This is a genomic window from Pseudoalteromonas sp. C2R02 (genome assembly GCF_018860845.1).
In the GTDB taxonomy this organism is placed as follows: domain Bacteria; phylum Pseudomonadota; class Gammaproteobacteria; order Enterobacterales; family Alteromonadaceae; genus Pseudoalteromonas.
The window spans coordinates 97447-120667 of the sequence record NZ_JAHKQC010000009.1 but is presented as its reverse complement, the minus strand read 5'-3'; the positions used below and the strand labels follow the sequence as shown (position 1 = coordinate 120667).

At 36.8% G+C, this 23221-nt stretch carries 29 protein-coding genes and 1 pseudogene; 21 read left to right on the top strand and 9 right to left on the bottom strand.

Annotated features, from left to right (window positions below; all coding sequences use genetic code 11):
- Window positions 1–94 precede the first annotated feature (94 nt).
- The 12 genes from rpsJ to KO527_RS01860 all read left to right on the top strand — a co-directional run bounded on the left by rpsJ (window position 95) and on the right by KO527_RS01860 (window position 5965).
- A complete protein-coding gene (rpsJ, locus tag KO527_RS01915) occupies window positions 95–406 on the top strand; it encodes a 30S ribosomal protein S10 (RefSeq protein ID WP_042146798.1) in 312 nt (103 codons plus the stop codon).
- Window positions 407–433: 27 nt separating this feature from the next.
- Entirely contained in the window at window positions 434–1069 is a 636-nt protein-coding gene (gene rplC, locus KO527_RS01910; RefSeq protein ID WP_042146796.1) for a 50S ribosomal protein L3, read from the top strand.
- A 17-nt stretch (window positions 1070–1086) separates the two neighbouring features.
- On the top strand, window positions 1087–1692 hold the full coding sequence (rplD, locus tag KO527_RS01905) for a 50S ribosomal protein L4 (protein ID WP_042146794.1): 606 nt from the start codon (window positions 1087–1089) through the stop codon (window positions 1690–1692).
- Window positions 1689–1991, top strand: coding sequence for a 50S ribosomal protein L23 (gene rplW, locus KO527_RS01900; RefSeq protein ID WP_042146792.1), 303 nt, complete (start codon window positions 1689–1691; stop codon window positions 1989–1991). The genes rplD and rplW overlap by 4 nt, the downstream gene beginning before the upstream one ends.
- A 16-nt stretch (window positions 1992–2007) precedes the next feature.
- Complete coding sequence (rplB, locus tag KO527_RS01895) at window positions 2008–2832, top strand: 50S ribosomal protein L2 (RefSeq protein WP_042146790.1); 825 nt, start codon at window positions 2008–2010, stop codon at window positions 2830–2832.
- Window positions 2833–2847: 15 nt separating this feature from the next.
- Entirely contained in the window at window positions 2848–3126 is a 279-nt protein-coding gene (gene rpsS / locus KO527_RS01890) for a 30S ribosomal protein S19 (RefSeq protein ID WP_010367084.1), read from the top strand.
- Window positions 3127–3137: 11 nt separating this feature from the next.
- Complete coding sequence (gene rplV, locus KO527_RS01885; protein ID WP_042146786.1) at window positions 3138–3470, top strand: 50S ribosomal protein L22; 333 nt, start codon at window positions 3138–3140, stop codon at window positions 3468–3470.
- An 11-nt stretch (window positions 3471–3481) separates the two neighbouring features.
- A complete protein-coding gene (gene rpsC / locus KO527_RS01880) occupies window positions 3482–4183 on the top strand; it encodes a 30S ribosomal protein S3 (protein ID WP_042146785.1) in 702 nt (233 codons plus the stop codon).
- Between the two features lie 12 nt (window positions 4184–4195).
- Window positions 4196–4609, top strand: a complete 414-nt coding sequence (rplP, locus tag KO527_RS01875; RefSeq protein ID WP_042146783.1) for a 50S ribosomal protein L16 — start codon at window positions 4196–4198, stop codon at window positions 4607–4609.
- The gene (gene rpmC / locus KO527_RS01870) at window positions 4609–4800 is read left to right on the top strand and encodes a 50S ribosomal protein L29 (protein ID WP_042146781.1); all 192 of its coding nucleotides are present in this window, start codon (window positions 4609–4611) and stop codon (window positions 4798–4800) included. Before rplP ends, rpmC begins: the two co-directional genes overlap by 1 nt.
- Entirely contained in the window at window positions 4800–5048 is a 249-nt protein-coding gene (rpsQ, locus tag KO527_RS01865; protein WP_216038698.1) for a 30S ribosomal protein S17, read from the top strand. The genes rpmC and rpsQ overlap by 1 nt, the downstream gene beginning before the upstream one ends.
- 302 nt (window positions 5049–5350) lie before the next feature.
- Window positions 5351–5965 (top strand): hypothetical protein, encoded by a 615-nt coding sequence (locus KO527_RS01860; RefSeq protein WP_216038697.1) that lies wholly within the window; start codon window positions 5351–5353, stop codon window positions 5963–5965.
- Here KO527_RS01860 and KO527_RS01855 read toward each other — a convergent pair whose 3' ends face one another.
- Window positions 5966–6439, bottom strand: coding sequence for an RNA-binding S4 domain-containing protein (locus KO527_RS01855; RefSeq protein WP_216038696.1), 474 nt, complete (start codon window positions 6437–6439; stop codon window positions 5966–5968). It lies immediately after the preceding gene.
- 136 nt (window positions 6440–6575) lie between these two features.
- On the opposite strand from KO527_RS01855, the gene KO527_RS01850 reads away from it, so the two are divergent.
- Entirely contained in the window at window positions 6576–7262 is a 687-nt protein-coding gene (locus KO527_RS01850) for a hypothetical protein (RefSeq protein ID WP_216038695.1), read from the top strand.
- Between the two features lie 46 nt (window positions 7263–7308).
- Here the strand turns inward: KO527_RS01850 and cysQ are convergent, their stop codons facing one another.
- From cysQ to KO527_RS01810, 8 genes and pseudogenes are all read right to left on the bottom strand, one after another.
- Window positions 7309–8079, bottom strand: a complete 771-nt coding sequence (cysQ, locus tag KO527_RS01845) for a 3'(2'),5'-bisphosphate nucleotidase CysQ (RefSeq protein WP_216038694.1) — start codon at window positions 8077–8079, stop codon at window positions 7309–7311.
- Entirely contained in the window at window positions 8079–8678 is a 600-nt protein-coding gene (gene cysC / locus KO527_RS01840; protein WP_216038693.1) for an adenylyl-sulfate kinase, read from the bottom strand. The genes cysQ and cysC overlap by 1 nt, the downstream gene beginning before the upstream one ends.
- A 34-nt stretch (window positions 8679–8712) precedes the next feature.
- The gene (locus KO527_RS01835; protein ID WP_216038692.1) at window positions 8713–10440 is read right to left on the bottom strand and encodes an SLC13 family permease; all 1728 of its coding nucleotides are present in this window, start codon (window positions 10438–10440) and stop codon (window positions 8713–8715) included.
- Window positions 10441–10627: 187 nt separating this feature from the next.
- Window positions 10628–12058: a sulfate adenylyltransferase subunit CysN gene (cysN, locus tag KO527_RS01830; protein ID WP_216038691.1), complete on the bottom strand. Its 1431-nt coding sequence runs from the start codon at window positions 12056–12058 to the stop codon at window positions 10628–10630.
- On the bottom strand, window positions 12059–12958 hold the full coding sequence (gene cysD / locus KO527_RS01825; RefSeq protein WP_216038690.1) for a sulfate adenylyltransferase subunit CysD: 900 nt from the start codon (window positions 12956–12958) through the stop codon (window positions 12059–12061).
- Between the two features lie 45 nt (window positions 12959–13003).
- Window positions 13004–13804 (bottom strand): annotated as a pseudogene (gene cobA, locus KO527_RS01820) (uroporphyrinogen-III C-methyltransferase); the annotation flags it as partial.
- Between the two features lie 253 nt (window positions 13805–14057).
- Window positions 14058–14258 carry a hypothetical protein gene (locus KO527_RS01815; protein WP_042146760.1) on the bottom strand — a complete coding sequence of 67 codons (201 nt, stop codon included), beginning with the start codon at window positions 14256–14258 and terminating at the stop codon, window positions 14058–14060.
- A gap of 11 nt (window positions 14259–14269) precedes the next feature.
- A complete protein-coding gene (locus KO527_RS01810; protein WP_216038688.1) occupies window positions 14270–14626 on the bottom strand; it encodes a hypothetical protein in 357 nt (118 codons plus the stop codon).
- Window positions 14627–14762: 136 nt separating this feature from the next.
- Here KO527_RS01810 and ccoG point away from each other — a divergent pair, with 136 nt between their 5' ends.
- From ccoG to KO527_RS01770, 8 genes are all read left to right on the top strand, one after another.
- On the top strand, window positions 14763–16187 hold the full coding sequence (gene ccoG, locus KO527_RS01805) for a cytochrome c oxidase accessory protein CcoG (RefSeq protein WP_216038687.1): 1425 nt from the start codon (window positions 14763–14765) through the stop codon (window positions 16185–16187).
- 140 nt (window positions 16188–16327) lie between these two features.
- A complete protein-coding gene (locus tag KO527_RS01800; protein ID WP_216038686.1) occupies window positions 16328–17308 on the top strand; it encodes a serine/threonine protein kinase in 981 nt (326 codons plus the stop codon).
- A 14-nt stretch (window positions 17309–17322) separates the two neighbouring features.
- Window positions 17323–17946, top strand: a complete 624-nt coding sequence (locus KO527_RS01795; protein ID WP_216038685.1) for a thiol:disulfide interchange protein DsbA/DsbL — start codon at window positions 17323–17325, stop codon at window positions 17944–17946.
- Window positions 17947–17976: 30 nt separating this feature from the next.
- On the top strand, window positions 17977–18618 hold the full coding sequence (locus KO527_RS01790) for a thiol:disulfide interchange protein DsbA/DsbL (RefSeq protein ID WP_216038684.1): 642 nt from the start codon (window positions 17977–17979) through the stop codon (window positions 18616–18618).
- A 71-nt stretch (window positions 18619–18689) separates the two neighbouring features.
- Window positions 18690–19151: a DUF523 domain-containing protein gene (locus tag KO527_RS01785; RefSeq protein WP_216038683.1), complete on the top strand. Its 462-nt coding sequence runs from the start codon at window positions 18690–18692 to the stop codon at window positions 19149–19151.
- A 68-nt stretch (window positions 19152–19219) separates the two neighbouring features.
- Window positions 19220–20344, top strand: a complete 1125-nt coding sequence (locus KO527_RS01780) for an EAL domain-containing protein (protein ID WP_216038682.1) — start codon at window positions 19220–19222, stop codon at window positions 20342–20344.
- 116 nt (window positions 20345–20460) lie between these two features.
- Window positions 20461–21843, top strand: coding sequence for a sigma-54 dependent transcriptional regulator (locus KO527_RS01775; protein ID WP_216038681.1), 1383 nt, complete (start codon window positions 20461–20463; stop codon window positions 21841–21843).
- Complete coding sequence (locus KO527_RS01770) at window positions 21818–23101, top strand: HAMP domain-containing sensor histidine kinase (protein WP_252733329.1); 1284 nt, start codon at window positions 21818–21820, stop codon at window positions 23099–23101. The genes KO527_RS01775 and KO527_RS01770 overlap by 26 nt, the downstream gene beginning before the upstream one ends.
- Window positions 23102–23221: the final 120 nt, after the last annotated feature.

Sequence of the window (23221 nt, the reverse complement as noted above, 5' to 3'; positions counted from 1 at the left end):
GAACATAAACGCAACTGACACTAGTTTTCTAGGTGTATCAGTGCGTACTATTGTGTTCTTTTTAAATGCTCTTTTTAATATTTGAGGTTTAAGAATGTCAAGTCAACGCATTCGTATTCGCCTGAAAGCTTTTGACCATAGATTGATTGACCAATCAACTTTGGAAATCGTGGAAACAGCGAAGCGCACTGGCGCTCAGGTTCGTGGTCCTATTCCACTACCAACACGCTTTGAGCGTTTTACAGTACTAACTTCACCGCACGTTAATAAAGACGCGCGTGATCAGTACGAAATCCGCACCCATAAACGTCTGATAGACATCGTTGAACCAACTGATAAGACTGTAGATGCATTAATGCGTCTTGATCTTGCAGCTGGTGTAGATGTTCAAATCAGCCTGGGTTAATCGGAAGATTAGAGAGGTTTTAGGAAAATGGCATTAGGTCTAGTCGGTCGTAAAGTGGGCATGACACGTATCTTCACTGAAGATGGTGCATCTGTTCCAGTAACGGTTATCGAAGCAACACCTAACCGCATCACTCAGATTCGTTCTGAAGAAGTTGATGGTTATAGTGCGCTTCAAGTAACTGCAGGCACTAAGAAAGCAAGTCGCGTAAATAAAGCTGAAGCAGGTCACTTTGCTAAAGCTGGCGTAGAAGCTGGTCTTGGTCTGTGGGAATTTCGCCTTAACGGTGATGAGGGTGAGTTCGCTCTTGCTCAAGAAATCACTGTAGAATTATTCAATGACGTAAACAAAGTTGACGTTACTGGTAAGTCTAAAGGTAAAGGCAATGCTGGCGTAATTAAACGCTGGAACTTTGCAATGCAAGACGCAACTCACGGTAACTCTCTTGCTCACCGTGCACATGGTTCAATCGGTCAAAACCAGTCTCCGGGCAAGGTTTTTAAAGGCAAGAAAATGTCTGGCCACATGGGTAATGAGCGTGTAACGACTCAAAACCTTGAACTTGTACGTGTTGACGTTGAGCGTAACTTACTGTTAGTTAAAGGCGCAGTGCCTGGCGCTATCGGTGGCGATGTTATCGTTAAACCTGCTGTTAAAGCATAAGTCCTGGAGATTTAGTAATGGAATTAGTATTGAAAGACGCTAAAGGCGCTCTTGAAGTATCCGATGCTACTTTTGGACGTGAGTTTAACGAAGCATTAGTACACCAAGTAGTAGTTGCATTTGCAGCTGGTGCTCGTCAAGGTACTAAAGCTCAGAAGACTCGTTCTGAAGTAAGTGGCGGTGGTAAAAAGCCGTGGAATCAAAAAGGTACTGGCCGTGCACGTGCTGGTACAATCCGTAGCCCAATCTGGCGCTCGGGTGGTGTGACGTTTGCAGCTAAGCCGCAAGATCACAGCCAAAAAGTTAACCGTAAAATGTACCGCGGCGCAATCCGTAGTATCTTGAGCGAATTAGTTCGTCAAGAGCGTTTAATTGTTGTTGAAAGCTTTGGCATAGAAGCGCCAAAAACTAAACAACTTGCAGCTAAGCTTAAAGAGCTTGAGCTGAAAGACGTGCTTATCGTTACTGAAGAAGTTGATGAGAACTTATTCTTATCATCTCGTAACCTTTATAAGGTTGACGTACGTGACGTTGCTGGTATTGACCCAGTAAGCTTAATCGCTTTCGATAAGGTTCTTATTACTGCTGCTGCAGTTAAGCAACTTGAGGAGTCATTAGCATGATCCGTGAAGAGCGTTTATTAAAGGTTGTTTTAGGCCCGCACATCTCTGAAAAAAGTACTATTAACGCTGAAACAAACAACGCTGTTGTTTTTAAAGTAGTTAAAGACGCAACTAAAGCTGAAGTTAAAGCTGCTGTTGAAAAACTTTTTGAAGTAGAAGTAACGGGTGTTCGCACATTACTTGTTAAGGGTAAAACAAAACGTACAGGTGCTCGTTTCGGTCGTCGTTCTGACTGGAAAAAAGCGTACGTTACTCTTAAAGAAGGTAGTGAACTAGACTTTGTCGGCGGCGCCGAGTAATTTAGGAGTTAGAATTATGGCACTTCAGAAGTGTAAACCAACTTCTCCGGGTCGTCGTCACCTAGTTAAAGTGGTAAACTCTGAGCTACATAAGGGTAAACCATACGCACCACTTTTAGAGAAGAAATCTAAATCAGGTGGTCGTAATAACAATGGTCGTATTACGGTTCGTCACATTGGTGGTGGTCACAAGCATCATTACCGTGTAGTTGATTTTAAACGTAACAAAGATGGCATCCCAGCTAAAGTTGAGCGTTTAGAATACGATCCAAACCGTAGCGCAAACATCGCACTTGTATTATATGCAGACGGTGAGCGTTCATACATCATTGCACCTAAAGGCGTTTCTGCCGGTGATGCTATCCAGTCTGGTGTTGATGCACCAATCAAGCCTGGTAACACATTACCAATGCGTAACATGCCTGTAGGTTCTACAGTACATTGTGTTGAGTTAAAACCAGGTAAAGGTGCACAACTTGCACGTTCTGCTGGTTCTTACGTACAAATCCTAGCTCGTGATGGTCAGTATGTAACATTACGTCTTCGTTCAGGCGAAGTTCGTAAAGTTGAATCTGATTGTCGTGCGACATTAGGTGAAGTAGGTAACGCTGAACATATGCTTCGTTCTTTAGGTAAAGCTGGTGCTAGTCGCTGGCGCGGTGTTCGCCCAACTGTTCGTGGTGTTGCCATGAACCCAGTTGATCACCCACACGGTGGTGGTGAAGGTCGTACATCTGGTGGTCGTCATCCTGTGTCTCCATGGGGTAAGCCTACTAAAGGTGCTAAAACGCGTAAGAACAAGCGTACGGATAAATTTATAGTACGTCGTCGTACTAAGTAATATTGAGGAATAGCCATGCCACGCTCTCTCAAGAAGGGTCCTTTTATTGACCTACACTTGCTGAAGAAGGTAGAGAAAGCTTTGGAAAGCGGTGATAAGAAGCCAATTAAAACTTGGAGCCGTCGTTCAATGATCATACCTAACATGATCGGATTGACCATTGCTGTCCATAATGGTCGCCAGCACGTACCTGTATTTGTTACAGACGAAATGATCGGTCACAAACTGGGTGAATTTGCGCCAACTCGTACTTATCGCGGCCATGCTGCAGATAAGAAAGCGAAAAAGAGATAAGGGGTTAAAAAATGCAAGCATTAGCTAAACATAAATTTGCCTCTGGCTCAGCGCAAAAAGCTCGTCTAGTAGCAGATCAAATCCGTGGTTTAGCGGTAGATCAAGCTCTAGAAATCCTAGCGTACAGCAACAAATCAGCTGCTGTATTAGTTAAAAAAGTACTTGAGTCTGCTATTGCTAACGCAGAGCATAACGAAGGTGCTGACATTGATGAGCTACGTGTAGCTACGATCTTTGTGGACGATGGTCCTACAATGAAGCGTATTATGCCACGTGCTAAAGGACGCGCAGACCGTATCCTTAAGCGTTCAAGCCACATCACTGTTGTGGTTTCAGATAACTAGGAGTAATAGTAATGGGACAAAAAGTTCATCCTACTGGTATTCGCCTAGGTATATCGAAACCTTGGGTTTCTACTTGGTTCGCGAATTCTAAAGAATTTCCAGAAATGCTTTTCGGCGATCATCAAGTACGTGAGTACCTTACAAAGGCACTAAAAAGCGCGTCACTTGCTAAGATCGTAATCGAACGTCCAGCTAAATCTATCCGAGTTACAATTCACACGGCTCGTCCGGGTGTTGTAATCGGTAAGAAAGGCGAAGATGTAGAAAAGCTACGTAAAGCAGTAACAAAAATTGCTGGTGTTCCGGCTCAGATTAATATTTCTGAAGTTCGTAAACCAGAGCTTGAAGCACAATTAGTTGCTGATAGCATTGCATCTCAACTTGAGCGTCGTGTTATGTTCCGTCGTGCTATGAAGCGCGCAGTACAAAATGCAATTCGCATTGGTGCCAAGGGTATCAAAGTACAAGTTGGTGGTCGTTTAGGCGGAGCAGAAATTGCTCGTTCTGAATGGTACCGTGAAGGTCGTGTTCCACTACACACTTTACGTGCTGATATCGACTATGCAACAGCTGAAGCTGCAACCACTTACGGTATTATCGGTATCAAAGTTTGGATCTTTAAAGGTGAAGTTATAGGTGGTTTACCACTTAAAACTGAAGTTGAAAAGCCATCTAAACGCGGTCCGAAAAAGCCACGTAAAAGTGCTAAGTAGAGGAAGCGAATAATGTTACAGCCAAAACGTACAAAATTCCGTAAAGTGCATAAAGGTCGCAACCGCGGTCTTGCACAAAACGGTAACAAAGTAAGCTTCGGTACTTTCGGTTTGAAAGCAGTTGGCCGTGGTCGTATGACTGCACGTCAAATTGAAGCCGCTCGTCGAGCGATGACTCGTCACGTTAAGCGTCAAGGTAAAATCTGGATCCGTGTGTTCCCTGATAAGCCTATCACAAACAAGCCGCTTGAAGTTCGAATGGGTAAAGGTAAAGGTAGTGTGGAATATTGGGTTTGTGAAATCCAACCAGGCCGCGTACTTTACGAGATGGAAGGGGTTCCTGAAGAGCTTGCACGTGAAGCTTTCGAACTTGCTGCTTGTAAACTACCATTCAAGACAACATTTGTAACTCGGACGGTGATGTAATGAGCGCTAACGAACTTAAAGACAAAAATGTAGAAGAGCTAAATACTGAACTTCTAGAACTACTTCGTGAGCAATTCAATATGCGCATGCAAGCTAGTACTGGTCAGTTAGCACAAACACATTTGCTAAGAAAGGTACGTCGCGATATTGCGCGTGTTAAAACGGTTATCAACCAGAAGGCAAACGCATAATGAGCGAAAATATCCGTACTCTTCAAGGCCGTGTAGTTAGTAACAAAATGGACAAGTCTATTGTTGTTGCTATTGAACGTCAGGTGAAACACCCAATTTATGGTAAATTCATCAAGCGTACAACTAAGTTACACGCACATGACGAAAACAACACTTGTGTAGAAGGTAACATCGTGACTATTCGCGAATGTGCACCTATCTCTAAAACTAAGTCTTGGACTTTAGTTTCTGTTGTTTCTGAAGCTTAATTAGTATTTTAATACTAGTCTAAGTTTTTAGTCTAAAAACCCACTCTTCGGAGTGGGTTTTTTTATGGATAAAATATAGTTAACGAGTATTTTTAAATTCACGGTAAACTGATTTCTAATGGATGGTACAAATTTAGAAATTAGGAGTTGCAGAGAATTTAATAAAAAATGAACCTTTCCCTTTTGTACCCGTCTATATAGATTCAAAAATAAGCAAAAATAAAAAGTAATAATGGAAATTAAAAAAATGGGGAGGTGCAGCTGTAATTTCTTTTGGATTACATAGTGTAATAGTCTTTTGTTTGTTAAAAGCGAATCCTAAAATAGAAGTCAAAATACAAAAAGAGAATGTATTAAAAACCTATATTGTTTCTGATAAGAAGCAGGAAGCCCTATTACAAAAAGAACAAAGCTTAAAAGAAAAAAAGCAACTTAAAACTAAAAAAGAGGTAGTGCAAAAGAAGGACTTAAAACCTAAAAAAACTATTAAGAATCAATCATCACAGGTAACAAATAAAGAAAAAACCAATCAAAAAATGGAAGACAAGGCAGAAGAAAGTAAAAGTATTAAAGTCAAAACCTTTAAGAAGCTGAATCCATACTCGGAATTAAATAGCATCATGGCTCAAGAGCATACTAGGTTTGTTGATTCTAAAAGTAGTATGACTGGTAAACCTAAAATTGGCAGGATAGCAGTGCCAAAAGCGCATCAAAAGAATATAAAATCAGAAGCATTAGTACGAAGTTCTAGAGAGGCTATTTTTAAACAAGATGGCAAGTGTTTTGTTGAAGTTTTTGGTTCTCAAATGTCGACACTAGGCATGCCGTCGTCAGGACCTGTTCCTTGCCCAGGAGAAAAGTCAGCAAATGAAGCTGCCTTTGCGGCAGCTATGGGTAAGTGGCTAAATAAACACTGATTAACCAAATGATATAGGTTTACGACCAGTTGTTTCAGATTTACCTTGATTTGGATTTAGCTTAGAGCGATGACCTGTAGGCGCTGAGCTATTTTTGGCTTTATTTTTCTTTTTACGTAATTTAGATTTTGCATTTTTTGATAGCTTAGGTTCTTCCGTTGTATCTGCACTTGGGTATTCAGTTGAAGCTTCATTATCATAATCGACTTCTGGTAATGAATCTAAACTTACACCATCCTCAGCAAGTGAAATTTGGTATAAATTGCCACCAAAATTAAGTACATCACCACCAAATACTTTTCGACGTTTTTGTGTACATACTTCATCATTTAAGCCGACATAACCTTCACTGATCATCGTTTTTGCTTGGCCGCCGCTATCAACTAGGTCAAGTATTTGCAAAAGATTACAAAGTTCAATTGGTTCTTCCTGAAGTTCAACTTCAGCTACGATTTCAAGAGGGTTATCTGACATTTTGGTTTATCTCATTCTAGAATTTATCAACATACAGATTAATTATAACGTGAACTTGTTTATTTAGCTTATAAAATAACTTGTTTTAATTTGATTACGCGTGTAATTTATGGTTTTAAATTATATAGGCACAATCATGAAAGGACTCTTAATCATTCTCTTAGTTTTATTATTTGGGTGTCAATCTCCTAAAATATATATTATTAATCAGGGTTATACGAAAAAACAGGTGTCAGATTTTAAAAATGCATTTAAGTTACAGGGGTTAGCTGTGTATGAATCTCAAGTTAATATCCCACAAGAATTTTCAGATGTGTCTCTTGCAACAAATATCGGTTTTTCAGATCAAAAGTTAATTAATCAAGTTCAATCTGTATTAAATGAATTTGGCTTATCAAATGCAGAACATTATCGCTTTAAGCAAGGTAACCATTATTATTCTGATAATAATATCGGGGTGTATTTAAAGAACCCCAATCGATTAAATAAAGCAGAATTACCGCCTTATTTGACAACACAAAACTGTATAGCCGCTGATGCAACTTTGCAATTGAGCAATTCAGGAAAGTTTGTTTTGGAGTATGAAAACCGTCCCTATACAGATGATAAACTAAATAAGAAATCAGGGTTTTGGCGTTATGTAGATAGTAAACTGACTTTAACGGGAGAATCTATTGAATCTCAATCTTATCAACAGTCACACGAAACCATGAAAACGCATTTAGGGCTAAGACCAGGGGAAGTATTTAAACCTCAAATGAACAATCATAGTTTACCTGCTTTAAATTGTGAGTTTTCGATTGTTTATATGGATAAAAAGTAGAGAAGTGAATAGCGCAAATTAATGCGCTATTTGTAAATATAGAGGATTAATTTTTTAAAGATGAAACAATAAAGAAAGGGTTTAAATAAGATTCTTTTGTATTATAAAGTAGCGGACTGCCATCTAGTTGAGTAATTGTAGCGCCAGCTATTTCAGCGATAGCATGGCCAGCACCAGTGTCCCACTCACTTGTCAGGCCCAATCTAGGATAGATATCAGCTGTTCCTTCTGCCACTAAACACAGCTTTAACGAGCTGCCTTTTGACACCATTTCTACGGCATCAAATTGTTTAACATATTCTGCAAGCTCTGGTGATGGATGAGAGCGGCTACCAACTACGCGAATTGTTCCTGTCGCTTGCTTTCGTTCTACCTTGAGCTGTGTTCTTGATTTACCATCATCTTTAAATGAGCCAATATTTTCTTCAGCTAAATAAGAAAAACCCAATGCAGGTGCTTCGACTACGGCTAATACGGGTTTACCAGCACGGATCAGAGCGATATTGACAGTGAACTCACCATTTTTTTTAATAAACTCTTTAGTGCCATCTATTGGATCTACTAGCCAGTACTCATTCCACTTCTGACGTTCTTCCCAGCTTATCTCTGCGCTTTCTTCACTCAATATTGGTGTGTTAGGGCTTAAAGATTTTAAACCCGCTACAATGACCTTATGCGCTGCTAAGTCTGCATCGGTTACTGGGCTTTTGTCATCTTTGTATTCAATATTGAAGTCTTTATCATAAATAACCATAGCTGCTTTGCCTGCATCTCTGGCTATTGTTAATAACGCTTCTAAAGTATTTGATTGCGTCATTATGAAATTACTCCATTGGCTTTTAAGTAAGTAATTAGCTGCTCAACAGATTCTGAAATTGAGTTCTCACCTGTATTTAAAGTTATTTCAGCTGATGTTGGTTTTTCATAATCAGAATCGATACCCGTAAAGTTTTTAATTTCGCCTGCTCGGGCTTTTAGATATAAACCTTTAGGATCTCTCGTTTCACATATATCTATTGGTGTATCTAAAAATACTTCAACAAATTCGCCTTCACCGACAAGTTCACGTACAAGCTTTCTTTCGGCAGAAAAAGGAGAGATAAATGCACTTAATACCACTAATCCTGCATCAACCATTAATTTAGCGACTTCACCTACTCGGCGTATATTTTCTTGGCGATCTTCATCGGTAAAGCTTAAGTCTTTACATAAACCATGACGCACATTGTCACCATCTAATAAGTACGTATGTACGTTTAATTCATTTAACGCATGTTCTAAAGCGCCTGCTACCGTGCTTTTTCCTGAGCCTGATAATCCGGTAAACCAAAGTACGCAAGGTTTATGTTTTTTTTGTTCAGCTCTGTCTTGTTTTGAAATGGCGTGTTGGTGCCAAATTACATTTTCATCTTTCATACATGTTACCTAGGATACAGTGTCTAAAAATGGTTTAAAAAGGGAAAACCAGAGGAATAAGGATCAACGCTGTCGCAGAGTAAACAACAGAAAGCGGTAAGCCCATGGCGATATAATCTTTTAATTTGTAATTTCCAGCGCTATATACCATCAGGTTTGTTTGATAACCATAGGGTGATATAAAACTAGCGGAAGCACCAAAAGCAACGGCCATCACATAAGGTAACGGGCTTACACCAAAATCTAATGCTAATGAATAAGCAATCGGAAAAGCAAGTGCTGCTGCGGCGTTATTAGTAATTAATTCTGTACATATTAAAGTGAGAATGAAAATTGCGATAAAAGCGCCGTATGGTCCCCAATCGCCAAGTAAAATAGATAATACGCTTGATATTTCATGTGCTAAACCTGTACTTATCATCAGTTTGGCAAGGCCTATTGCGCTGCCTACAATAACTAATAACTCTACAGGGAAGCGTCGCTTTATTTCGCTTGGTTTAATTATTCCAGTCAGTAAATATGCAATCAATAAAACCATTAAGCCTTTAACTAAAGGTACTACACCTGAAATACCTAAAGCGAGTACAGTTAAAAAGCTGGTAAATACAGCATGAGATTTTTTGTCGTTTATATAAGTTTTTAAATCAAGACCTGAAATATAAACAAATTCTCGTTTAAGGTTATGACTTTCATAAAATGCAGGACTTGGCGCAAGGATAAGTGCATCACCCGCTTGTAGTTCTACTTTACCTAAGCCACCTTGTAATCTATCGTGACCACGACGAACAGCGATAACAGCAGCACTAAATTGCTCTCTAAATTTAGCTTCTTTTAATGTTTTACCTATAAAAGAGGCACCATGACTTACAACCACTTCAACTAAGTGCTCTATGTTCATTTCATTTTTATCGTGAACAACTTTTAGACCATCAAACTGAGAGAGTAGTGGTACTGATTTTATATCGCCCACAAAAAGTAAAATGTCATTTTCTTTTATAATTTGTTGTGGCGTAATGGCGCATAGGCGTTTGTTATCCCTTAATATCTCAGCTAAAAACAGGTCTTTTAATTCTCTTAATCCGTTTTCTTCAATGCTTTTACCTATTAATTTAGAGTTTGGCATTACTTTGCCTTCTAAATAAAATGGCACAACTTCTTCTTGCTCTTTGCCGTTATCAGGCAGCAGTTTTAATAACAGTAAAATGGCAATCAAACCAGAAGCTAAAACACCGATACCTACTAAGGTGAAGTCAAAAAAACCTAAAGGTTTCATCCCTGCATCAACTGCAAAACCATTAATAATTAAATTTGTAGAAGTGCCGATTAAAGTTAAAGTCCCCCCTAAAATAGCGGTATAAGATAAAGGCAATAATAACTTTGAAGGCGCATGTGTTGGGTTTTCTTTAACTGCGGTGATAAGTGTTGCAACAACTGCGGTATTGTTGGTAAAAGAAGATAAAAAAGCGGTAGATAAACCAAGTTTTGTCACCGATTGCGATAAGCTACCTTTGGCTAATGAATTTGATAACTTACGTACTAATGATGTTTTTTCGATACCGATGCTAATGAGCACAAGTAATACTAATGTAATAAGAGACGGGTTGGCAAAGTTAATGAGCATATTTTCTAAGCCGATAATGCCTGCCAAATAGCTAGTGCCGATAGCAGAAGCAAATAACCAGGCAGGTTTAATTTTAGTACCAAATAAGCAAAGTACTAATATAACCATGATGCCGGTTAATGTTAACTGCGAGTAGTCCATCTTTTACCTTATAGAACAGCCATGCAGTTCTATTTTTGCCACATTTGGCGTTTAATGAATAAGCCTTATCTGAACTTTCAGATAAGGCTAGATTTTTAGATTGGTCTTTGCTCTAGCGCGGCTGAAACTCAGCCTACAGTCGAGCTTAAGAAGGTCAGGTTAAAACCGCACCTTCAAGGCGTAACGATTACAGTTTAGTTATATCAAGTGCTTGCCAATGTGGGAAGTGCTTGCGAACTAAAGAGTTAAATTCAAGTTCAAATTCACTGAAATTAGTTTCATTTTTTTCAGTTGTTAAGACTTGTTCAATCATACCTGCTGCAATTGTTAGATTTGATAATCTATCAATTAAAATAAATGAACCTGTTTCTTTATTGTTGCTATAGATATCAGCTAAGACTTCTTCCGATAAATCTAAAGTCACAATGGCAATTTCATTTAATTGTAAGCTGTCTGCTTGACCTTGCTCTAGTGTATTAACATCGATTGTATGATCGATTTTAGTCACTTTAACAGTCGTCTTTTTGCTCGCAAGTTTAATATTATATTCTTTACCTAATACTAAAGGTTCATCGTGCATCCAAACGATTTTAGCTTGCAGCTTATTACTTACAGTCGCTGTCGAACTTGCTGATACAATTACATCACCACGGCTGATATCAATCTCATCATTTAGCGTAAGCGTTACTGCTTGACCCGCTTCTGCTTGGTCTAAATTACCAGTAAAAGTAACAATTTCTTTAATGCTTGATACTTTTCCTGATGGTAATGCTTTTACTGCATCGCCTACTTTTATTTCACCTGAAGTTAAAGTGCCTTGAAAACCTCTAAAGTTTAAATTAGGGCGAATAACATATTGCACCGGGAAGCGCGCTTCAAAATCAATATTTGCACCTGCCGCAGGAGAATCTTCTAAAAGCTCTAATAGCGGTTTATCAGTGTAATAAGGTGTTTGAGTTGATACATTTACAACGTTATCACCTTTAAGTGCTGAAATCGGGATAAACTTAATATGTGATTCATCAATATTTAACTGCTCTGCAAATTTAATGTAATCAGCTTTGATTTTGTTATATACAGTTTCATCAAAATCAACAATATCCATTTTATTGATTGCAACAATAAATTGTTTAATGCCTAAAGAATCACAAATAAAGCTATGACGTTTAGTTTGTACTTGCACACCGTAACGGGCATCAACCAAAATAATGGCAACATCACTCGTTGAAGCACCAGTTACCATGTTACGTGTATATTGTTCATGGCCTGGAGTATCAGCAATGATAAATTTACGTTTTTTAGTCGAAAAATAACGATAAGCAACATCAATTGTGATGCCTTGTTCTCGTTCAGCTTGTAAGCCATCAACTAATAACGCTAAATCAAGCTCTTCGCCGGCATTACCTACTTTTTCATTATCAGAATGAAGTGCAGCTAGTTGGTCTTCATAAATTTGGTGGCTATCATGTAATAAGCGACCGATTAAAGTTGATTTACCATCATCTACGCTACCACATGTAAGCATACGTAATAGGCTTTTATTTTGATGAGTCTCAAGGTAGGTATCAATACCTAATTCTTTTACTTCATTCACTGTTGCTGACATTAAATCAGTCATTTAAAAATACCCCTCACGTTTTTTCTTTTCCATTGAACCAGCTGAATCTTTATCAATTGCACGCCCTTCACGCTCTGATGAAGTACATAGCAACATTTCTTCTATAATGCCTGGTAAAGTGTCTGCATCAGATTCAACAGCACCCGTTAATGGGTAACAGCCTAACGTTCTGAAACGAATAGACTTCATTTGTGGTACTTCACCTTCTTCAAGTGGCATACGCTCATCATCAACCATGACCAGCATGCCATCTCTTTCAACAACTGGGCGTTCTTGTGATAAGTATAAAGAAACAATATCGATATTTTCTTGATGAATATATTGCCAAATATCAAGTTCAGTCCAGTTTGATAAAGGGAATACACGGATGCTTTCGCCTTGATTTATTTGACCGTTGTAGTTATCCCATAACTCAGGGCGTTGATTTTTAGGGTCCCAACGATGGTTTTTATCACGGAATGAATAAACACGTTCTTTAGCGCGAGATTTTTCTTCATCACGACGTGCGCCGCCAAAAGCAGCATCAAAACCATATTTATTTAGCGCTTGTTTTAAGCCTTGGGTTTTCATGATATCAGTATGTTTACTTGAACCATGTGTAAAAGGGCTTATTTCCATATCTAAACCATCAGGGTTTTTATGCACTAATAAGTCAAAGTCGTATTCTTCGGCGATTCTGTCACGAAATTCAATCATTTCTTTAAACTTCCAGTTGGTATCAACATGAAGTAAAGGGAATGGAATTTTACCTGGATAAAATGCTTTACGTGCTAAATGCAATAAAACAGATGAATCTTTACCGATAGAGTAAAGCATTACTGGGTTTTCAAACTCAGCAGCGACCTCTCGGAATATTTGAATACTTTCAGCTTCTAGTTGCTGAAGATGTGTTAAAGCCATGATTTTGAGCCTTTTACAAAAAATTATAAAATTTTAAACTTCAGTCTAAGCGACTAAAAGTGAGTTATTCAGTTGTTCTAAATTAGGTTTGTTAAACCAGTCTAATTGCTCATGCAATTGTGCGACTTCACCAATAATTAATAATGCAGGTGATTGAACAGCTTCTTTTTCTATTAGAGCCGCAAGTTCAGATAAAGTGCCCGTGATCACCCGTTGATTGTGTCTTGTGCCATTTTCAACAATGGCAATAGGTGTTGTTTCTTCACGACCATGCTCTATAAGTTTAGCTTGAATATAAGGCGATTTTATCACACCCATATAAACAGCTAAAGTTTGATTCTTTTTAGCTAAAGAAGACCAATTTAAATCTTTACCGTCTTTTTGACAGTGCCCAGTAACAAATACTATCGCTTGAGAATGATCTCTATGTGTTAAAGGTATGCCTGCATAAGCAGCACAGCCCGCAGCGGCTGTAATGCCTGGTACTATTTGAAACTTAATATTGTTTTGTGCAAGTAGCTGAGCTTCTTCACCACCACGACCATAAATAAATGGGTCGCCGCCTTTTAATCGACAAACAGTTTTACCAGAAAGCGCCAAATCAACTAAAATTTGGTTTGTTTGTTCTTGAGGAACACTGTGATTGCCTAAGCGTTTACCAACACAAATCAGCTCAACTGTATTTGGGATTAATGCCATAATGTCTTGTGAAACTAAATAGTCATAAACAACAACATCGGATTGCTGCATGGACTTTAAAGCTTTTAGAGTGAGTAGCTCAGGATCACCTGGACCTGCACCGACCATGAATACTTCACCTGATATGCTTGATGTACTATTCAACATTATTTAATCCCAAACCAACTTTACTTAATTGCTAAGTAGCATAAGTGGGCTTTAACGAATAAAAAAATAATAAAAACAGGTTTAATATATCAAAATGTTATAAAGAGAGTGTTTTTTAGCTTAAATTGAGTCTTTTCAAGGACAGACGCTAAAGTTAGCGTCTGTATAGCATTTAGTTATGAGGTATATCTTAGCAGTGATTTAGACAACAATTTATCTAAAGTGACTTAACTGATTTAAGTTGGCTTAAATGTTATGCAAATTCTAAGTCTATATCTGTACAGCCTTTAGCGCAGCGAGCCCCAGGTTTGACTTTATCTTCAGGTAAATATAATTTGATAGCTTGTTTACAGTGAGGGCAGTTTACCAATTGACCTTTCATTAATTGTTTAAGTAGGTTTTTTTGTTTATGAAAAGATTGTGATGATTGCTTATTTAAATTTGAAAAATCCATACTTAACCTTGCTAATTAGCGATTATTTTAACTTGTTGTTCTATTATTTGACAGACTTGACGTAAATCATTGCCTTGAAAATATAAATTTAAATCATTATTTACGCAAAATCGTGTATTAAATGCCCTAAGCTTTGTATTTGTTTTTGTATGCGTATCTACATAAGTACTTTGTGCTGATGTCAGCTGGAGTTTATGTTTGATACGGTCATTTGCTGTTTTTGCTGCTGAGTCTTTTGTCGTTTTCATTGAACCGCTTAAAAAATCAGTAATGAAACCAAAAAACTCTTCTCTAGGTTCTTTTATTATTTTGTGGTCAATAGAAAAGAAAGCGAGTATTAAAATGACTAATAAGAAGAAATTTTTCATAAGTTTATATAATTCTTTTAAAAATAATCAGATATTTGATTTATTTCACAACATTAAGGCCATTAGTGTAATAAAATGTACCGGTAAATAGCAAGTATACTGTAAGTAGTCGTCCAGCTGGTGTTGAGGAACTTCAATGGAAAAGAAAATCAAAGTCAAAAATATTCCGGTTGATGTAAAAATACATAAACCCGATCCCGACAAATTTGACCGATTTAATCCAAGAAATAGAATTTATGTGCGTGCGGTTAAGGGGCTTTATCAAGTTCTAAGGCAGCGACTTAATATTATTGCCATGTTGGCTTTTTTATTATTGCCTTGGCTTAATTTTAATGGTCAGCAAGCTGTACTTTTTGACTTGATAGAACAAAAATATAATATTTTTGGCGTGACCCTTTGGCCACAAGATTTAACCATTTTAGCTTGGATTTTAATGGTCTCAGCTTTTGCATTGTTCCTGGTGACGACATTTTATGGTCGGGTTTGGTGTGGTTTCATGTGTCCGCAAACTGTTTGGACTTTTATTTTTATTTGGTTTGAAGAAAAATTTGAAGGCACTGCAAATCAGCGTAAAAAATTAGATCAAAGAGAGTTGGATTTTGAAAAGTTCTGGCGAAAATCGGGCAAGCATTTAGGCTGGATTTTGGTATCACTGCTTACCGCAATGACCTTTGTGGGTTATTTCACTCCTATAAGAACGTTATTTATTGATTTCTTTATATTTGATGCGGATTACTATTCGTATTGGAGTATTTTAGTTTTTACAATATGTACATATGGTAATGCAGGTTGGATGCGTGAAATTATGTGTTTGCATATATGTCCATATTCTCGTTTTCAATCAGCGATGTTTGATCAAGATACCTTTACAGTAAGTTATGACGCTAAACGTGGTGAAGGACGAGGCCCTAGAGGGCGTAAACAGGATCACAAAGCACTCGGTTTAGGTGATTGTATTGATTGTAACTTGTGTGTACAGGTGTGCCCGACAGGGATAGATATCCGTAATGGCCTGCAATACGAATGCATTAACTGTGGTGCATGTGTTGATGCGTGTGACGGGGTGATGGAGAAAATGAACTATCCCAAAAAACTGATTTCCTATACTACAGAGCGTAATTTAAAAACTGACAATAAAACCAAAGCAATCAGACCTAAGTTGATAGGTTATTCAATAGCCTTAATTGTAATGACAGCGATTTTAGCTGTTGATATTTTCACACGTATACCGATGGATTTAGATATCATTCGCGATCGAAATCAATTGTTTAGAATGAGCAATGAAGGGTTAGTTGAAAATACTTATACCTTAAAAATATTAAATAAATCTCAAATTGATAAACATTATAAAATTGATGTCACGGGTTTATCTCATTTTAACTATATTGGTAAAAATGAGATTAACATCAAAGCTGGCGAGTCTTATAGTTTACCGCTTTCAATTGCGATAGACCCGTATGATTTGAAAAAGCCTGTGACGGAATTTAGTTTTGTTGTTACTGACAGTGCTGAGCCGGATGTAACGTTATCGCAAAAGAGTAACTTCTTTAAAGGTCGATAATATGGATTGAGTTAACATATCAAAGGTTCTGAGATATTAAAGTCATTTTATGGCATTATCTTAAAATCATATTTATTACTAAATAAAAAAAGGCATTAATTATTAATGCCTTTTGTTTATATTAAATTAAAAGTGAAATAATGAATCAATTTAGCTTTGCCGATCTAACACCCGATTTTATTTTGGATGCGATTGAAAGTATCGGAATATACCCTGAATCAGGGTTATTACCGCTTAATAGTTTTGAAAATCGTGTATACCAGTTTAAGGGGGATGATGGTTTAAGGTATGTTGTCAAATTCTACCGCCCGCAAAGGTGGAATAGTGATGAGATTCAAGAAGAACATGACTTCACCTTTGAGTTAGCTGATGCTGAAGTACCTGCTGTTGCGCCCTTAAAGCGTGATGGTAAGAGCTTATTTGAATATAAAGGATATTTATTTACACTATTTCCGAGTGTAGGTGGTCGTATATTTGAAGTTGATAACTTAGATCAACTGGAAGTTTTAGGTCGGTTTATCGGTCGACTACATCAAACGGCAAAAGCAAAACCTTTTGAGCACAGGCGTGAAATAAATACACAAGAATATCTACTAGATGCAAAACAGCATTTGTTAGATAGCGGGTTAATATCGCGCTCATTAGAAACCGCTTTTATGACAATATTAGATCAAGTTATTGAGCTCGTTACAAATAGATATCATACAACTAACGCAATTCGCTTGCATGGTGATTGCCATGCAGGCAATATTCTGATGACACAGCAAGGTTTAATGTTTGTCGATTTAGATGACAGTCGTATGGGGCCTGCAATTCAAGATTTATGGATGATGTTAAGTGGTGATAGGCAAGAGCAAGTATTGCAGTTAGATACTATGATTGGCGCTTATGAAGAATTTTGTGAATTTGATCATAATGAATTGTCCTTAATTGAACCATTAAGAGCCATGCGCATGATACATTATATGGGTTGGTTGGCTAAACGCTGGCAAGATCCTGCATTTCCACGGAACTTTTCATGGTTTGCAGAGGACAAATACTGGGAGCAGCAAATATTAGCACTAAAAGAGCAATTTTCAGCGCTACAAGAGCCACCGCTTGCTTTATTACCTAATTTTTAGAAAAAGAGAACATGATGATAAAAAAACTAAAACTTGGTTTATTAATTTTATGCATGCCTGTAATGGCTTTTGCATCACAGTTTCAAAATGGTGTTCAATATACCGAATTACAAACAGAAAAAACGGCGAAACCACAAGTAACTGAATTCTTTTCATACTTTTGTGGGCACTGTTATAAAATGGAGCCAATTGCAAAAGGCATTGAAATAAGTTTACCGGCAGGCGTACCATTTATAAAAAGCCATGTGAATTTTTTAGGTGGTAAATCACCTACTGATCAAAGTAATTTATCTTATGCATATTTAATTGCTAAACAACAAGCAAAAGAACATCAAGTATCAGATGCCATTTTCAACTATATTCATCGCCAACGCGCTACTTTTTCAAATATGAAAGATGTGAGAAACTTGCTGGCTTTAAATGGTGTCTCTAAAGAAGATTTTGATTCTCTATTATCTAGCATGCCGGTTATTCTAGGCGAAAAGAAAATGGTTGAAGCGCAAAATAAATATTCAAAAATGGGGGCATTAACCGGTGTGCCAACATTTATCGTAAATGGTAAATATAAAATCAATGTGAATAAGCTTAAAAGCCAAGCTGAATTAGATTCTTTAATCACATTCTTATTAAATAAATAGAAATAAAATTTTTAGATTTTGGAGTAATAAATGAAAACAATAATTAAAGCTGCATTGGTATCTTTATTTTTACCGATTATGGCTAATGCTGCCGGTCCTGCTCAATATAAAGAAGGTGTGCATTATGAGGTAGTATCCGATCGTGCTTCAACAAAACCAGAAGTTAAAGAGTTTTTCTCTTTTTACTGTCCAGCATGTAATAACTTTGAACCTTTATTAGCTGATTTAAAGCCTATGTTAGGTAAAGACATTAAATTTAAAAAAAGCCATGTAGATTTTATGGGTGGTCGTACTAAAGAAAATCAGCAAATGTTATCGCAAGCATTGGCAACAGCGGGAACTTTACCGCAAAAAGATAAAATTATTGGTGCTTTGTTTAGTCATTACCATACAAAGCGTAATAAGTTTAATAGCGTAGCAGACATAAAAGATATTTTTGTAGCGCAAGGTGTTGATGGTGCTAAATTTGATAAGTTATATAAAAGTTTTTCTGTTCGTACTATGACTTCAAAAATGAAAAAAGACCAAGCGTATTTTCAAAATAAAGGCGGCTTAAATAGCGTACCTACTTTTATTGTAAATGGTAAATATAAATTAATCTTAGGTAAAAAATCGGGTGTTAGCTCAGCTGAAACGATGAATGACTTAATTACTTACTTAACTAAAAAGTAAGTGAATTAAAAATATAATAATAAGCCTCGCATTAGCGGGGCTTTTTATTTGGATAATTGGTGGAATCGATAATGTTTAAAGTTTTAGTTTCTAGTTGTTTATTAGGTGAGCCGGTACGTTACGATGGTAAAAGTAAAGGGGTTTCACATCAAATACTTGATAAATGGCAATCTCAAGGTCGCATAGTTTCATTTTGTCCTGAAGTTGCTGGTGGTTTGCCTACGCCTAGACCTGCTGCTGAAATAAGCCATTCGGGAAGAGTATTAACAATTGATTCAATTGATGTCACAGACGCTTTCTTATTAGGTGCGCAAAAAGCCTTATCTTTATGTTTAAAAAACAAGATTAAATTTGCCATATTAAAGGAGGGGAGCCCTTCTTGTGGCCGTAATGAAATTTATGATGGTTCACATCAAAACAGAAAAATATCGGGTATGGGCCTAACGGCTGAACTACTGGAAAGAAATGGTATTAAAGTTTTTTCTGAGTTTCAAATAGAGGTTATGGATTTAATCGTAAATAAAAGCTCATAAACTGGAAAACAATTTAATTTATGCTATCCATATAAGAGGTGTATCTAAAAGTTATAGGTTAAAGTTATATGGAATTAACTTCGCAAATCCAAAGTGTCATATTATTAGATAGTGATGATAAAAGTCGTTCAACTGCACATAAGTGTATTCAATATTTATGGGCTGGTCATATAGATGTATGCCAATCAACTGAGGAAGTTCAAGCTAAGCTAAGTGATGAAGAGCATTCATTTAATTTATTTATATTATCGCTATCCGATTTTGAAGATATTGACTTAGCCAGTTGGTTACTGGGTTTAGGTTTTAAAGGTCAGGTTGTATTAATGCTTGAAGATGATGAAAAAGCACCTAACTTTATACCTTGTGATTTGCTTGCGACCTTAAAAAAACCAGTTAAATTACATGATTTTAATAGTATCTTTAGTCTTAATATAGATACTTTTTCTGAACGTTTATTAGATCTGAAGTTCATTATAGAATTGTTAAATCGCAGAGATGCACTTTCCATTGAGTTTCAGCCGCAATACATTGCCAAAACAGAGGTTTTATGGGGCTTTGAATGCTTAGTCAGATTTCAGCATAAAGGTATTCGTTTAGATACATTGACTGTGATTAAAGCAATTGAAAAATTTACTATGATGGAGGTATTCAGTAATGTATTTTTTAAACGATTAGCTGAATTACTTCCGGCCTTTGAAAGTTACCGATTATCTATTAACCTTTCCCTTTATAGTATTGAAAAATACGACTTGTTTTATTTATTAACCGAATTTGTCAGTAAAGGCAATTTAAAGCCCAATAATTTTACTTTAGAATTCTCAAATGAAGCATATTTCTCTTCATCGGTAGAGGCGATTGAGCTGTTATGTAAATTTAAAGCATATGGCTTTCAATTAGCAATAGATGGGTATCATGGCGATTTAAAGTCACTAAAAGGGTTACCCTTACTTATTGATGAAGTTAAGTTTAGCGTTTTAGGCCGTTCAGATGATGAGATTAATTTAAGTCCTAATAATCAAATATTAATTAAACCATTGTCTAAAAACCTAAATACCCGAATTGTATTTTCTGGTGTAGAGTCTTATCAGCAAGTAATACAGGCACAAAAAATAGCACCAAATAGTGTGATACAAGGTTATTATTTAGCGCCACCAGTCAGTATAAATGATGCTATCTCGTTACAAAAAAAATAAAAAACACAAGATACTAACTCTCTTCCATTTCTATATTTCATCAATAATTGTTCTGATTAATAACTTAACTAATGATAAAGTAAGCCTTATAAGCTGTTTATCTAGTTAGGTTAATAATGCGTCAAACATATATTTTAGTTGTTGATGATCGTCCAGAGATACGACTCAGTGCAAGTTTTGTTTTAGAAGATAATGGGTATCAAGTATTAGAAGCAGATAGCCCCTATCAAGCAAAAGAGTTAATTCAAAACAATAAAATAGATTTGATCCTACTTGATATGAATTACTCACTCGATACCACATCAGGTGAAGAGGGCTTAGAATTATTAGCTTGGATCCAAAAATCAGAATTAAATATTCCGGCTGTTGCTATGACTGCTTGGTCAAATGTGGCTTTAGCCGTTAAGGCAATGCAACTAGGTGCTGGTGACTTTATTGAAAAACCTTGGAAAAACCAACGGTTATTGCAAATCATAGAGCATCAGCTTTCTATGGCTGGTTTAAAAGTACAAAATCAAAAGTTACAGCAAAGGTTGGAGCCAATAAAGCAAGATGAGTATGTTTGGCGTTCCGCTTGTATGCAGCAATTAATGATGCAAATTCAAAGTGTCGCAACAACAGATGTCGCTATTTTACTGACTGGTGATAATGGCACAGGTAAAAGCCAATTAGCCAGAAAAGTTCATGATTTATCTTCCCGCCAATCTGGACCCTTTATTGGTGTTAATATGGGTGCGATTTCAGAATCATTATTTGAAAGTGAAATGTTTGGCCATAAAAAGGGCGCGTTTACCGACGCTAAATCTAGTCGGATAGGGCGTTTTGAATTAGCTAAGCAAGGTACGTTATTTTTAGATGAAATTGCAAATATCCCAATGTCTCAACAAGCTAAATTATTAAGAGTGGTAGAGTCTGGTGAGTATGAGGTATTAGGTTCAAGTCAAACAGAGCAAACCAATATTCGCATTATCAGTGCCTCAAACGGTAATTTCGAAAAGTTAATATCAGAAGAACGTTTTCGAGAAGATCTGTTTTATCGTTTAAATACGTTAGAATTTAGAGTGCCTTCATTAAATGAAAGGCTTGATGATATTGTGCCTTTAGCTGAGTATTTTATTGAACATTATGCAACTAAATATAATAAAGCTCAGCCCGCGCTAAGCGATTGCGCACAACAAGCATTATTAGAATATAGATGGCCAGGAAATATTCGTGAACTAAGTCATCTAATGGAGCGTGCGGTATTATTGTTTATTGCAGATCCTCAAGTTGCGGCAAGTGATTTAAAACTTACAGCAAATGAACTACCTCTATCAGCGAGTAAAGGAGAGCAAACTTTACCATTGATGACTTTAGAAAAAGCAGAAATAAAACTCATTAAACAAGCGCTCGGTATTACCAATTCAAGTGTGCCACAAGCTGCAAAATTATTAGGTTTAACAAAATCATCTTTATATCGCCGCTTGGAAAAGTATGAGCATGAATTTCCTAAAAAGTAAGTCATTAGAAAGCTATATTATTCGTAGATTAGCCGCTTTTTTGATATTGGTTGTTGGCTTGTTTAGTTATATTTTAACTGAACATCATTGGGCTACGTGGGATATCGTCATAGTGTCAGGTTTGCTGTTACTTGTTTTAGGTTTCAGTGCTTATAGATTTATGTATCGAATAATGGCGGCATTTGAAAGAGGTTTATTGCAAATAGAAGCCGTGCGAATGGAAGACTATAATCAATATGCAAAACCTGAATTTAGTAAAGGCCAAGTGGGTGGTTTTCATCAGGAGCTTAAAGTTTTAAGTGAGCAATTACTCACTCAAAAGTCACGGTATGATCAACATGCCTTTTTGGTTTATCAACTAATAGATCAGTTAAATACGCCGATTTTGGTCTTTAATCAAAAAAATCAATTAACTTATGCTAATGGTGCATTTACCTTGTTATTTGATCAACCTTGGCAAATGTACCGTCATGGTTCACCTAAGTTATTAGGTTTAGTTAAGCAAGATGATAGTTGGCAATTTGAAACCAGTGCCGCTGCTACAAATCAGCAATGGCAAATAAGTCAAAGTGAGTTTATTGATAACTCTGAAGCTAATTTATTGTTGGTATTTACGAATATTGGATCAGCATTACGTTCAAGTCAACAAAATGCATGGCAGCAGATTATAAGAGTAATGGGTCATGAAATTCGAAATTCACTGACACCCGTATCCTCTTTAGCTGAGAGCTTATCTTCTCGAACAGAATCATCTAGAGATCAAAAAGCTTTAGCTGTAATAGCTGAGCGTTGCCATCATCTGCAAGACTTTATCAGTCGTTATTCATCACTTTCGCAAAAACTCAATTTAAATTCTCAGAAGATCAGCGTAAATAAGCTTATAGAAAGATTAAAGGGCTTATTTACTAGTTTTGAATTAACTATCTCTGTGGCGGTAGAGTGTCTCTGGGCAGATCAGGCTTTTTTAGAGCAAGTGCTTATCAACTTAATTAAAAATGCCAATGAAGCTGGGGCTGATAAAATAACGCTCTCAATCAGTGAAATAAAAGGGCAACATCTTATACAGGTAATTGATAATGGACATGGTTTTGCTAATTTAGAAAATTTATTTGTGCCCTTATTTACCACTAAACAAGCAGGTCAAGGCATAGGGTTAAGTTTCTGTAGAAATATTATAGAGCAGCATGAAGGCAGTATTGAGCTTGCTAACAATACAGATGCAGGCGTTACTGTTTCAATCAACCTCCCAATAAAATAACTTCCTTAAAAACTTTTCGATACTGGACTTAGCGAGTCCGGTATCGGACTGGTTATAGTCCATAATATATAGCTTGAACTCTAAGTTATTGTAATTAAATATAAAATAACTTTGGCACAA